General features: G+C 32.8%; 11 protein-coding genes. 10 read left to right on the top strand and 1 reads right to left on the bottom strand.

Going from position 1 to position 13,100, the window contains the following annotated elements:
• Positions 1-4 precede the first annotated feature (4 nt).
• From ACOOWA_RS01430 to pckA, 9 genes are all read left to right on the top strand, one after another.
• Positions 5-1,573, top strand: coding sequence for a RagB/SusD family nutrient uptake outer membrane protein (locus tag ACOOWA_RS01430; protein ID WP_421372751.1), 1,569 nt, complete (start codon positions 5-7; stop codon positions 1,571-1,573).
• 90 nt (positions 1,574-1,663) lie between these two features.
• Positions 1,664-3,604, top strand: coding sequence for a putative porin (locus tag ACOOWA_RS01425; RefSeq protein WP_421372750.1), 1,941 nt, complete (start codon positions 1,664-1,666; stop codon positions 3,602-3,604).
• Positions 3,605-3,616: 12 nt separating this feature from the next.
• Positions 3,617-5,203 (top strand): bacillithiol biosynthesis cysteine-adding enzyme BshC, encoded by a 1,587-nt coding sequence (gene bshC / locus ACOOWA_RS01420; RefSeq protein ID WP_421372749.1) that lies wholly within the window; start codon positions 3,617-3,619, stop codon positions 5,201-5,203.
• Positions 5,204-5,240: 37 nt separating this feature from the next.
• Positions 5,241-6,965 (top strand): amino acid ABC transporter substrate-binding protein, encoded by a 1,725-nt coding sequence (locus tag ACOOWA_RS01415; RefSeq protein ID WP_421372748.1) that lies wholly within the window; start codon positions 5,241-5,243, stop codon positions 6,963-6,965.
• 54 nt (positions 6,966-7,019) lie between these two features.
• On the top strand, positions 7,020-7,895 hold the full coding sequence (gene fabD, locus ACOOWA_RS01410) for an ACP S-malonyltransferase (RefSeq protein ID WP_421372747.1): 876 nt from the start codon (positions 7,020-7,022) through the stop codon (positions 7,893-7,895).
• 188 nt (positions 7,896-8,083) lie between these two features.
• Positions 8,084-8,872 carry a GLPGLI family protein gene (locus ACOOWA_RS01405; RefSeq protein ID WP_421372746.1) on the top strand — a complete coding sequence of 263 codons (789 nt, stop codon included), beginning with the start codon at positions 8,084-8,086 and terminating at the stop codon, positions 8,870-8,872.
• Positions 8,873-8,901: 29 nt separating this feature from the next.
• Positions 8,902-9,219 (top strand): hypothetical protein, encoded by a 318-nt coding sequence (locus ACOOWA_RS01400; RefSeq protein ID WP_421372745.1) that lies wholly within the window; start codon positions 8,902-8,904, stop codon positions 9,217-9,219.
• A 210-nt stretch (positions 9,220-9,429) separates the two neighbouring features.
• Positions 9,430-10,335: a GYDIA family GHMP kinase gene (locus ACOOWA_RS01395; protein WP_421372743.1), complete on the top strand. Its 906-nt coding sequence runs from the start codon at positions 9,430-9,432 to the stop codon at positions 10,333-10,335.
• A 127-nt stretch (positions 10,336-10,462) separates the two neighbouring features.
• Entirely contained in the window at positions 10,463-12,079 is a 1,617-nt protein-coding gene (gene pckA, locus ACOOWA_RS01390; protein ID WP_421372741.1) for a phosphoenolpyruvate carboxykinase (ATP), read from the top strand.
• 102 nt (positions 12,080-12,181) lie between these two features.
• On the opposite strand, the gene ACOOWA_RS01385 is transcribed toward pckA, so the two are convergent.
• Positions 12,182-12,589, bottom strand: a complete 408-nt coding sequence (locus tag ACOOWA_RS01385) for a type II 3-dehydroquinate dehydratase (protein ID WP_421372740.1) — start codon at positions 12,587-12,589, stop codon at positions 12,182-12,184.
• Between the two features lie 91 nt (positions 12,590-12,680).
• On the opposite strand from ACOOWA_RS01385, the gene ACOOWA_RS01380 reads away from it, so the two are divergent.
• Positions 12,681-13,100, top strand: coding sequence for a Fur family transcriptional regulator (locus tag ACOOWA_RS01380; protein WP_421372738.1), 420 nt, complete (start codon positions 12,681-12,683; stop codon positions 13,098-13,100).

The raw sequence follows: 13,100 nt of genomic DNA, 5'->3' as shown, positions 1-13,100 counted from the left end.
TATTATGAAAAGAATTATAAAAACAGCCTTTTTTTTAACGGCTTTCGTTTCTGTAGGTTTTACGGTATCGAGCTGTCAGGATGCTATTGAAATTGAGCAGCCTGGTCAGTTAGATGACAATGCAATTTTTACTAATGTAGGAAATTTAAATAGTTTCTTATTGGGTTCTGTATATTCAAGTATGGAAACAAGTAGTGATATTTATTTTACGGCAGTATTTACTGATGAAGTAAAACCTGGAAATGGTAGTGGAGGTCAGGAATTTCAATTACACAGGCATTTTTTAGATGCTTCAGACGGAGTTCCCGGTGGTATTTGGAGTAACCATTACAGATTAATTAATAGAGTAAACAGATTAATTGCAGGGGCACAATTATTTACTCCTGCTGCTTCAGAGCAAGCTCAATATAATAATATTATTGCACAGGCTAGAGCCTTAAGAGCTTATGCTTATGTTCAGTTATTAGCATACTATTCACCAGATATGAAAAATTCTGGAGGATTAGGAGTTATAATTACAGAAGGTATCCCTGAAACAGACGCTAAATTACCTAGAAGTAGTAATCAAGCTGTTTTTGATGTTATCAATGGTGACTTAGACTTTGCTAGAGCTACATTATCTTATTCGGCTGCTAGTAATGCTGCCGCAAGATTTTATGTTGATAAAGGATTTGTAAATGCATTATCTGCAAGGTTTAATATTTATAGAGGTAATGCTACACTAGCTAAACAGTATGCACAAGATGTTATTTCAAACTCTGGTTTATCACTGACGGTATCAACTCCAATAACTACAACGAGTGCACCGACTATTGGTTCGGCAGCTTGGAATTCAGCATTTTATGGTGTAGCTTCATCGTTTAATCCTTATAGAAACTTATGGAATGATTCAGCTAGAGGTGAAATTATATTCTCTTTGAACAGACTTGCTACAGGTGTTGGTGCTAATGTAGGTACAAATTGGAATACTAATACATCATCAGTTTCTGGAGTACCAATGTGGTTTTTAGGTAGAAACTTATTTAATCTAGTTAACACTGGAAGTGATGTAAGAAGATATACATATATAGATCCAACTTCTATTATTGATCCTAATTATGCTACAAGTACATCTCCAATTACATCTGATAGATTGGTAATTGATAAGTATCCTGGTAAAACAAGTGCACCTACAAGAAATGATTTAAAATTATTCAGATTATCTGAGATGTACTTTATTTTAGCTGAAGCTGAAACTGCAGGTAATAATTTGTCAGCAGCTCAAGCAGCAATTCAAGCAGTAAGAGTTGCAAGAAACTATAATGGTACTGCAACAACTCCTGTTTATGGAAATGCACAGACTGCTTATGCTGATATTTTAAAAGAACGTAGAATTGAACTAGGTTTAGAAGGTCACCGTTATATCGATCTTAAAAGAATGGCTGTTCAAGCAGGTGTAACTATGGATAGAAATCCAACGGATGATATAATTTCAGTTACAAACTTGGCTAATGGAAGTTATAAATACACCTTACCAATTCCGTTTACAGAAATTTCCGCAAACCCGAACATCCAGCAAAACCCTGGTTATTAATTTAACACAATTATATAATCTTAGACCTCGTCGCAAGACGGGGTTTTTTATTTCCTTTTATTTCTTATTTTTGCTGTACAAAAAAAATTCATGAAATACCTTTTCCTCATTATATTTTTCTCTGCTTCATTTTCTCAAGCTCAGGTTATCGTTAATAAAACCGACTCCAATATGTTGGAGAAGAAATTAAAAGATACCTTAATTGTAGACTCCGGAACAAAAGATTCATTGAAGATATTTAAGCCGACAATTAACGATTATCAGTATCAGACGCAGTATTCTGAGAAGAAGGTTTTTGATACAGCGATGACATTCAATAAAACTTATATTTTTTCACAATATAACAACAGAGATAATTTCGGAAGAGTGCAGTTTGCGAATATTGGTGCAGGATTTAATCCATTGTCATATGAAGTAAATGCTGAACAGAATCTCTCGTTATTACCAACCAATAAATCATATGGTATTTTAGGAATTAATGATATTAGATACTACGATGTAAAAACACCAACAGCAACCTTTATTTATCATACAGCCATGAAAAATGGTGCTGCGTTACAATCCACTTATACTCAGAATATCGGGAAAAGATTCAATTTTTCGTTAGATTATATGGGACTTCGTTCTCAGGGATTTTATAGAAATTCTTTAGCTGCTAACAACAATACGCTATTTTCAGGACATTATACTTCGAAAAGCGGCAATTATGAATTGTTTGCACATTATCTCCATCAAAATGTAAACAACCAGGAGAATGGTGGAATCATCAATGATGATCTATTCCAATCCGGAGATAGTGAATTTCGAAGCAGGGATAGAGCTCAGGTAAATTTGGCATCATCGAGTTCGCAATATTCCTTTAGAAGATATTATTTGAGTCATCAGTTTACGCCTTTTAATGCTGAAAAGTTTCCTTTTAGAATCCGGCACACAATTTCTAATCAAGGCAATAAATATTATTATAATCAGGGAAGTTTAGAACAGTATTGGTATTCTACTCCCTCGGAAATTATTAATGGGTTTCCTCTGGCTACAAAAAAATATTCAAATAATTTTAGCAATACTTTGAGTTTGGTTTTCGATAATGAGCGTTTCAAGTTAGATGCGGGTGTAAGATATCAAATGCTGAAATTCGGAGTTAATCAGATGACATTGCCAAATCTTGAAATTCCTGCCGAAATGAAGGAAAGCAGATTAGGAGCTGTTGGAAATCTCCAGATTAAGATTTTTGATAAATTTCAGGTGAATTCATTCTTAGAGATTTCAAAAGGAAGTCAGTTTGGCGATTATTTAAAAACGACAAACAACATCAAATTTGAACCTGTCGAAGATTACTTTGTGAATGCAAAAGTAAATTTCCAAAGTGCTTATCCATCTTTTAATTATCTCGCAAATTCATCAGTTTACAGTAATTTCAATTATTTTCTTTCTGATGCTAAAAATCAATCGGTAACAGAAATAGGAGGAAGTTTAAATTTAAAGTGGTTCAAGACAGAATTATTTGCCAATTATTTTAGAATTGATAATTATACCTATTTCAATACGGCTGCCATGCCAAAACAAAGTGCAAATTCTCTCAACATTTCTCAAATTGGAGGCGATGCAACATTTAGTTATGGTAAATTCCATTTGAATACAAGATTGCAGTTTCAAAATGCTTTAACCAATAAAGAACTTTTACCAATGCCTTCTTTTATCGGGCGAGCCAATTTATTTTTTCAGTCTAAAGCGTTTAAAAATTCGGCAGAAATTCAGGCGGGTTTGAAAGTCTATTATTTTTCAAAATTTGCCACAAGAGAATATTTCCCGATTCTTAATGAATATATTTTGCCAAGCGCAGACTCATTTTCAATCGGAGGACAGCCAATTGCTGATCTTTACTTTAATATGAAAGTGAAAAGAATGTTTTTCTTCATCGAAGGTCAGCAAATCGGAACACTTATTTCACATAATCAATCTTACGCATTTCCACATTATCCGGTCTATGATTTTAGGCTGAATATCGGAATTGTTTGGTATTTGTTCAACTAAAATTTAATCAGGTTGAAAACAATAAATAAAATAGCTTTCGGGGAAATCGAAAGTATTCCTACATTAATAAAAGATTTCCTGAATCATGATATTGAAGGATTTGAAACGCAAACTTTCTCGTTGGAAAATTTTGCCAAGCAAATTCAGTTAAGACAAAGTTCATTTACTTTAGAGAGAAGAGAAATTCTTTCTGAAACGATTAAATCTCAACTCTCAGATCTAAAACTCTCATCCCGGCAAATAGAGAATTTAGAAAATTTAAAGCAAAAAAATACGTTTACGATTACAACGGGTCATCAATTGAACCTGTTTTCCGGACCTGTTTTCTTTGTGTATAAAATTCTTCAGACGATAAAAACCTGTTGTTATTTAAAGCAGAATTTTCCGGATTTTAATTTTGTTCCCATTTATTGGATGGCTTCTGAAGACCACGATTTTGCAGAGATTAATCATTTTAAAACCGAGAATAATTATTACGAAATCAACGAAAAATCAGGAAGTGCGGTTGGAAAAATCCAAATTAATGACACATTTTTCATTTCTGAATTTGAAAAAGAATTTAAAGATTCTATTTTCGGAACCGAATTGATTTTAATGCTGAAAGAAGCTTATAAAACCGGGCATACTTTAACGAAAGCGATTCAGACTTTGGTGAACAGATTGTTTTCAGATTTGGGTTTACTTATTTTGGATGGAGATTCTAAAGCTTTAAAAAATCAAATTAAAAATGTATTTAAAGATGAACTGGAAAATTTTAGTCTGCATAAAAATTCAAAAGAAAAAGTTGATTTTCTGAGTGGAAAATATGGGAAAGTTCAGGTGAATCCTCGTGAAATAAACCTTTTCTACCTTTCTGAAACCCGTGACAGGATTGATTTTGACGGTGAAAATTATATCGTTGTTGATAAAAATATTAAGTTTTCAAAAGAAGAAATCCTTGACGAGCTTGAAAATTTCCCTGAAAAATTTAGCCCGAATGCGTTGATGAGACCTGTTTATCAGGAAACAGTTTTGCCAAATCTTGCTTACATTGGCGGAAATGCCGAAATCATGTATTGGCTGGAATTGAAAGATTATTTTACTCAATTAAATTTACCTTTCCCGATTTTGATTCCCAGAAACTCAATGTTGTTTTTAAAGGAAAAAACTTTAGGAAAAATTAATAAACTTGATTTAAAAATAGATGATTTCTTCCAGAATTTTACTAAAATTACAAATGAGAAAATTTTAGATAATAATGAAATTCTTAATTTGCTTGATGAAAAAGAAAGCCTGTTGATGAAACAGTTTTCTGAATTGAAAAATATTGCTGAAACTACAGAACAATCTTTCGGGAATTTAGTAAAAGCAGAAGAAACCAGACAGTTGAAATCTTTCAGTAGAATGAAAAAAAGACTTCTTCGTGCCGAAAGAATCAAACAAAATGAATTGTTGGAGCGTTTGGAGAATTTATTTATAGATGTTCATCCGGCAAAAACGTGGCAGGAAAGGATTTATAATTTCTCTGTCTTTTTTGCAGATTTTGGCTATTCCTGGATAGAATTTTGTTTGGAAGAAATGGTGGTTCATGATTCAAAACTAATAATTGTTGCCATTTAATTTTAAAGAAGTATTTTTGTAAATTATAATATCGAAAATGATTAAGAGGTTTTTTGTACTATCTGGTTTGTGTATGTTTTTGGCTTTAACGGCTCAGAAGACACACACGGTTGTAAAAGGTGACACTCCTTATAATATTTCTAAGAAATACGGAATTTCTGTAGATGAATTGTTGAAGTTGAATCCTAAAGTTAAAGACGGAAAACTTGCATTGGGGGACGTTGTTAATGTAAAATCTGGCGGTGGTGCAACTACTGCTGCTAAAACTCCCGTTACAAACACGTCTGCTAAAACCGGAAAAATTGTTCTTCAGCCTAAACAAACAGTTTACGGTATTACAAAGCAATACAAAATTTCTGAAACTGATCTGAGAAAGCTAAATCCAGATTTGGATTCTCACTTGAAAATTGGTGACGAAATTACTTTACCTCTTGATAGCATCAAAAAATATGGTGGAAACCAAGCTATTGCAACTACAGTTACAAAGCCTGTTGAAACTGTTACTGAAACCACTTCTGCAAATAACAAAACTAAAATAGATTCAGGAAACGAAAGATCTTCTTCCAATTCTCATTCTAACCAGGATGAATATGCAACATATGTTGTGGAGCAAGGAGATACTGTTTTTTCAATTGTTAATAAATTCGGAATTTCAATTGATGAATTAGTTGCTCTAAACCCGGATTTATCGAGAGGATTGAAAGGGGGAATGATTTTAAAAATCAGAAAACTAGATGCTGCTTACATCAAAAAGAATGGCGATGCATTAAGCGTTGTTTTGATGCTTCCTTTTGGCTACAGCACCAATGAAACTCAATATCGTGCGATGGCGACAGATTTTCTTACGGGAGCTAAATTAGCAATTGAAAGAAATGCCGCAGGCGGACAAAAGTTAGATATAAAAATCGTTGATTCTGGTAACGAAGCTTCGTTTAAAAGCTCTTTATCGCAAATCAATCCTAATAATACCGATTTAATTATCGGACCTTTCTTTAAATCAAATGTAATTGATCTTTTAGATTTTACCAAAACTCAGAAAATTCCTGTGGTGGCGCCTTTTGCAAACTCTCCGGAATTATACAACTACAGCAATTTAATTATCGTTGAAACCAATGATCATTCGTATGCAGACAAAATTGCAGAAGAGGTAAAATCGGTTTATTCTGATCAGAAAATTTATATTCTTGCAGACACTAAAAAAGAAAATGCAAATTATCTAAAGTCAAATCTTGAGAAAAATGTAAAAAATGCTCAAGTCATAATTGTAAATTCAGCTTCTGATATTCAATTGGATCAAAATATGATGACAGGACAATCTGCTCCGGTTATTGCAATTTTGGCAAGTGATAATGATGCCCTTGGCGAAGCGTTCTCAAACAAATTAATTGCTTTATCCAAAGAAGTTCAGGGTATAAAAGCATTCAGCATGTATGCAGCTACAAGTTTTGATAAAAAAGTAAATGAACTGCGTCAGGTAAATTTAGTTTATATAATGGATAGAACAATCGATGCTGACGGTAATTTTGAGAAAGAAATTTTAGCAGCTTATAAAGCTAAATATTGTAAAACTCCCGGAAAATATGCCGTTATTGGTTTCGATGTTGTAAACGATATGTTAACAAGAGAAAACAAAAAAGGAGAAATCTTTAAGCAAATCAATAAAGTGCAGACTCAGTTGGCTACTAAATTTGAATTTGTAAAATCTAAAGCAAACGGAGCTTACGTAAATACCGGTTTCCGAGTGATCAGATTGATTCCTTAATTTTAGGAACTTTAGTAATAAACTATATATTTGTATTAATTTTTAAATCAATAAATGAAAGCACTTGTATTTCCTGGGCAGGGTTCACAGTTTGTAGGGATGGGAAAAGAGTTATACGATTCTCGTAAAGACATTAAAGATTTGATGGAATCTGCCAATGAAATTTTAGGTTTTGATATTCTTTCCCTTATGTTTAAAGGGACAGACGAAGATCTGAAGAAAACTGAGGTTACACAACCTTCAATATTTATACATTCGGTTGCTGCATTGAAAGCAGTAAACGGTCTTGGAGCGGAAATGGTTGCAGGACATTCTTTAGGAGAATTTTCAGCATTGGTTGCAAACGGAGTTTTATCTTTTGATGATGGCTTGAAACTGGTTTCCGAAAGAGCAAAAGCAATGCAGGCTGCTTGTGATGCAAATCCGAGTTCGATGGCTGCAATTTTAGGATTGGATGATGCTAAAGTTGAAGAAATCTGCGCTTCAATCAGCGGAGTAGTAGTTCCAGCAAATTACAATTGTCCCGGACAATTGGTGATTTCCGGAGAAACGATTGCTGTAGAAGAAGCTTGTGTGAAGCTGAAAGAAGCGGGAGCAAAAAGAGCTTTGTTATTACCTGTAAACGGAGCTTTTCATTCACCTTTAATGCAGCCTGCACAAGAAAGATTGGCTGCTGCCATTGAAAATACGAAATTCAGAAAAGCGACGATTCCGGTTTATCAGAATATTACGACAACTTCAGTTACAGATCCTGACAAAATTAAAGCAAATCTTATTGCTCAGTTAACTGGTCCTGTAAAATGGACTCAGTCTGTACAAAACATGATTAAAGACGGCGCAACTCACTTTGTAGAAGTTGGTCCCGGAAAAACACTTCAAGGTTTAATCAAGAAAATTGACGGCGAAGTAACTTCTGCTTCTGCGATATAAATAGTTATGATTTAATTTTATATTTGGTGTTTTTTAGTTTTTCAAAATAATTTTTGTAAATTATTTTACATAACTCTGATAGGTTTAAAATTTCATCAATTTTTAAAACAAGTATGAATACTATTTATACATGCAGAAAAATTTAGATAAAATTATTTCTGTTCAGAAATTATTATTATATTTATGAAATGATTAGAAAAGGTATATTTCTATTATTGTTTTTAAAAGTTTTTGTTTGTTTTGCACAAAGTTCTAAAGCACATGTAGAAGTTGTGTACAATTTCAAGATTATAAAGGATAGTATGAATAAATCAAGTATTCAAGAATCTGAAAATGTACTCCTTTATAATAGTAATGAATCCATTTATTATAGTAAGGATGAAAGAGAATATTATCAAGCGATTACTAATGGTGGTGGTTCATTATCTACAATTAAGACATCTATGGGAAATATAATAAAATATCCTAAAAATAGAGGCCAAGTGTATAGAAATGAAGGAATTATTTATATGACGCTTCCATTAGGGTTTGACAATTATGAGTTTTCAGAATCAATACCTGTTTGGGAAATTCTTCCAGATAGAAAGAAAATCAAAAATATTGATTGCCAACTTGCAAAAACAATAAGCGAGACAGGTGATGTTTTTTTTGCTTGGTTTGCTCCTGAATTTGTTACTACTGAGGGGCCTTTTCGTTTTAAAGGGTTGTCTGGGCTTATTCTTGAAGTTTACAACAAAAATAAAACAATAGAGATTAGTGCAATAGAAATAAAGAAGAGCTCAGAAGAAATAAAAAAAATTCCATATTTCAGATTAGTGAAGATAGAGAATAAAAGTAAATTCTTAAAAGCAAGGAAAGATTTTATGGAGAACCCCTATATTTATATGGGAGAGATGCAAGTTTTAGATTCTAATGGAAATAATATAACAAGAAAGAAGATGGAGAGGTTTACAAAAGAAAATGTTTTTTTAAATTAAATATATAACTAATCACTTAAATTTTTATTATGAAAAAAGTAGCAATTTTATGTACTTTGATGTTTGCGTCATTCTCGTTTGCTAACGAAAGTGTTTCAACAAAAAATAGTTTTTACACAACTGTAACATCTAACAACTCTTCGCAATATGAAGTAAAATTAAAAAATGGCGATATTATTAGGGTAACTGTGACCGCTGAATTTACTTCAAGAGGAAGATGGAGAGTAGAATTTGTAAATGCTTGTGGAGATTTTATTAATGTGGGTTTCTCATCCGATTACGCTGATGGTACTCCTGAATTTATTAATGATTTAGCAAATGTTGTAAACGCTAACTACGAGTGTTAAAATTTTAAAACATTCATAAAAAATTAAATCGTCCAAACATGGGCGATTTAATTTTTGTTATTTTATATATAATTTGCTTCAGATTTTCTAAATGATAAATTTATATAACCGAATTGCTAATAATTTCAATAATTTATTTTAACTGATCTTATGCCTTATTTGTATATTACCCAATGATAAAATATTGCACAAAAATTATCTACTATACATATGAATAGCCTTTTCTCACCGGGAAAGCTGATGCTTACTTCAGAATATTTCGCTGTAGATGGGGCTCTTGTCTTGGCGGTACCCACAAAGCTAGGACAAGAGTTTTTTTTTGAAGAAAAACCAGACGGAAAATCGATTGTTTCCTGGGAAGCTTATCATCAGAATAAATTATGGTTAAAAGCGGTCATCGATTATAAAAATTGGCAGATTCTGGAAACCAATATCACTTCAAGCGCAGAGTTTATTCTTAAAACGCTCAAAAACGTTCAGAATCTTTCTGAAATTAAATTTAAAAATTCTTATTCTTATCATTTAAAAACCAACCTTCAGTTTCCTGCAGATTATGGTTTGGGAAGCAGCTCTACTTTGATGAACAATCTCGCAGAATGGTCTCATATTGATCCCTTTCAGTTAAATTCAATAAGTTTGGGCGGAAGTGGATATGATATTGCTGTCGCTCATGCTAAATCGGCGGTCTTGTTTCAAAACAAACCCGAAATACATTTTGAAAAGGTAGACTTTAATCCGAAATTTAAAAATGAACTGATTTTCATCCACTTAAATCAGAAGCAGGATAGTAGAGAAGGAATCAATCTTTATAAGTCTAAAATAAAGTCTCAAAAATTAATCGATGAATTTTCTGATCTCACAAAAAATATTTTATTGTGTGATGAATTAGATAAATTTTCTGATTTATTTGTGATACATGAGCAAATAATTTCAGATTTTATTGGGATTCCGACAGTTAAATCAATTTATTTTGAAGATTGTGTAAAATTTGTTAAAAGTTTAGGTGCGTGGGGCGGAGATTTTGTAATGAGTGCAAAATTTGAGGGGTTTGAAGACTATTTTTGGGGCAAAGGTTTTCATACTATTTATGAATGGAGTGATTTAATAGACTGTTAATCAATGCATTAAAAGGTCTATTTTTTATTTGTCATTTTCGCTTATATGTTTATATTTATTGAAGTTTAACAAATAGTTAATATTACTATTGTTATGCCAACAAAAAGAAACAGAAAATATAAGTAAAATGAAAAACGTTAAAATCATCCAGGATTTACAAAAATTAGGGATTAAAGGAGATTACGAATTAATTTATAATCCTTCTTATGAAGAATTATATCAAGCGGAAATGTCGCCTGAAAATCAGGGTTTTGAAAAAGCTGAATTAACAGAATCTGGCGCAGTATCTGTAAAAACAGGAATTTTTACAGGCCGCTCTCCTAAAGACAGGTATATTGTAGAGGATGATATTACTAAAAATACTATTTTCTGGGATGGTAAAGTAAATTTACCTACAACACCCGAAATTTTCGAATCTTGTAAAGATTTAGTTTTAAATCAACTTTCAGATGCCAAAAAAATATATGTTGTCGATACATTTTGCGGTGCCAATGATGATACAAGACTTAAAGTAAGATTTATCGTGGAAGTTGCGTGGCAGGCTCATTTCGTTACAAATATGTTCATCCGTCCTTCTCATTTCGATTTAGAAAACTACGGAGAGCCGGATTTCACTGTAATCAACGGTTCAAAAACAACAAACCCGAATTGGGAAGAGCAGGAATTGAATTCTGAGAACTTCGTAATGTTCAACCTTACTGAAAAACTTCAGATTATCGGCGGAACCTGGTACGGTGGAGAAATGAAAAAAGGAATGTTTGCGATCATGAATTATTACCTTCCGCTGAAAGGTATGGCATCAATGCACTGTTCTGCAAACGTAGGTGAAGAAGGAGATGTAGCATTATTCTTCGGACTTTCGGGAACAGGAAAAACAACTTTATCTGCAGATCCTAAAAGATATTTAATTGGTGACGATGAGCACGGTTGGGATAACAACGGAGTTTTCAATTATGAAGGTGGATGTTACGCTAAAGTAATTGATTTGTCAGCAGAAAAAGAACCGGATATTTTCAGAGCAATAAAAAGAGATGCACTTCTTGAAAATGTTATGGTAAATGACGGAATCGCTGATTATACAGACGGTTCAATTACAGAAAACACCAGAGTTTCTTATCCTATCTATCATATCAACAAAATTGTTTTACCTTCAAAAGCAGGTCACGCAAGCAAGATTGTTTATCTTTCTGCTGATGCGTTTGGAGTGTTGCCTCCGGTTTCAATCTTAGATGAAGATCAGGCTCAATACCATTTCCTTTGCGGATACACTTCGAAATTAGCAGGTACTGAAAGAGGAATTACTGCTCCTGAACCATCATTTTCTCCAGCTTTTGGTGAAGCATTTCTTACCTTACACCCGACAATGTACTCGAAAACATTAATCGGGAAAATGAAAGAGCACGGTGCTAAAGCTTATCTCGTAAATACAGGTTGGAACGGTACAGGAAAAAGAATTTCTTTAAAAGATACAAGAGCTATTATTGATTCTATCATCGACGGATCTATTGAAAATGCTGAAAAAACTATAATTCCGGTGATGAATTTAGAGATTCCAACTTCATTGCCAAATGTCTCTGAAGGTATTTTAGACCCGAGAAATACTTACAGCGACGTTGCAGAATGGGAAGAAAAAGCAAAAGATCTTGCTTCAAAATACATCAAAAACTTCGAGCAGTACTGCGGTAATGACGAAGCTAAAAAGCTGATTGCTTCTGGTCCTCAATTGCAGGAACAGACCATTTAGAAATAGTGAAGAGCCTCATCAATTGATGAGGCTTTTTTTATTTGAATTATTATCTGCTTTTATTATTATTTCCAAAAGAATTTCTGTTAAATCTGCAGAAAACTAACTAAAACTCAGAACAGCCAACCGATATCCATCCATTCCAAAACCAGATAATACTGAATCAGTATTAGCGGCTGTTACAGATTTTTGTCTAAATTCTTCACGCTTATAAATATTGCTGATATGAACTTCCACTTTTGGTTTCTGAATATTCTTTAAACAATCTGCAATGGCATAAGAATAATGGGTGAAAGCTCCGGGGTTGATTACCAAAGCATCAAAATCATCTTTCTGAAGACGATTAATTATTTCCCCCTCTATATTTGACTGATAATATAAAATTTCATGCAAAAAAAATTCAGATTTTATTTCCTCTAAATAATCTTCCATAGAAATTGTTCCGTAAATTTCAGGTTCTCTTGTTCCCAAAAGATTGAGATTTGGGCCGTTTATAATTAAAACTTTCATACAGTAAAAATAATGATATTTATTATAAACGAATTTATGATCACTTCAAAATCTTTCACTAAATTATAGTCTCATTTCGGCTCATAAAAACATGAATAAACATATTGAAAACAAGCTCATCGACAAGAATACCAAACCCACAAGTATGAGGATTTTGGTATATGATTTACTGACATCCCAGGAAGCAGCATTATCATTATCTGAAATTGAAAATAATTTTGAAAATGCAGATCGAACAACCATTTACAGAACTTTAAAAACCTTTGAGGAAAAAGGAATTGTTCACAGTATTCAAGAAAATACAACCACAAAATATAAGCTTTGTCATGATGGCTGCGATGAAAATACACACAAAGATTGGCATCTTCATTTTTACTGCAAGATCTGTAAACAGACAACTTGCCGGGAAAATATTTCCTTTCCGGAAAATATTCAGACTGATTTCAGGATTGATGAGATAAGATTTTTTGCAAAAGGAATCTGTGAGAATTGCCTTGAAAGTTTGCAATAG

Origin of the sequence: Chryseobacterium sp. GP-SGM7 (genome assembly GCF_049166575.1) — a bacterium.
Lineage (GTDB): Bacteria > Bacteroidota > Bacteroidia > Flavobacteriales > Weeksellaceae > Chryseobacterium.
Note: the sequence above shows the minus strand (reverse complement) of the source record. Positions and strands in the feature narration are given on the sequence as shown.

Excerpts from the sequence above, each read along its gene's own strand:
- ACOOWA_RS01430 (WP_421372751.1), top strand. The coding sequence starts at position 5 with ATGAAAAGAATTATAAAAACAGCCTTTTTTTTAACGGCTTTCGTTTCT.
- ACOOWA_RS01395 (WP_421372743.1), top strand. The coding sequence starts at position 9,430 with ATGAATAGCCTTTTCTCACCGGGAAAGCTGATGCTTACTTCAGAATAT.
- ACOOWA_RS01385 (WP_421372740.1), bottom strand. The coding sequence starts at position 12,589 with ATGAAAGTTTTAATTATAAACGGCCCAAATCTCAATCTTTTGGGAACA.
- pckA (WP_421372741.1), top strand. The coding sequence starts at position 10,463 with ATGAAAAACGTTAAAATCATCCAGGATTTACAAAAATTAGGGATTAAA.
- ACOOWA_RS01380 (WP_421372738.1), top strand. The coding sequence starts at position 12,681 with ATGAATAAACATATTGAAAACAAGCTCATCGACAAGAATACCAAACCC.
- ACOOWA_RS01405 (WP_421372746.1), top strand. The coding sequence starts at position 8,084 with ATGATTAGAAAAGGTATATTTCTATTATTGTTTTTAAAAGTTTTTGTT.
- fabD (WP_421372747.1), top strand. The coding sequence starts at position 7,020 with ATGAAAGCACTTGTATTTCCTGGGCAGGGTTCACAGTTTGTAGGGATG.
- ACOOWA_RS01425 (WP_421372750.1), top strand. The coding sequence starts at position 1,664 with ATGAAATACCTTTTCCTCATTATATTTTTCTCTGCTTCATTTTCTCAA.
- ACOOWA_RS01415 (WP_421372748.1), top strand. The coding sequence starts at position 5,241 with ATGATTAAGAGGTTTTTTGTACTATCTGGTTTGTGTATGTTTTTGGCT.
- ACOOWA_RS01400 (WP_421372745.1), top strand. The coding sequence starts at position 8,902 with ATGAAAAAAGTAGCAATTTTATGTACTTTGATGTTTGCGTCATTCTCG.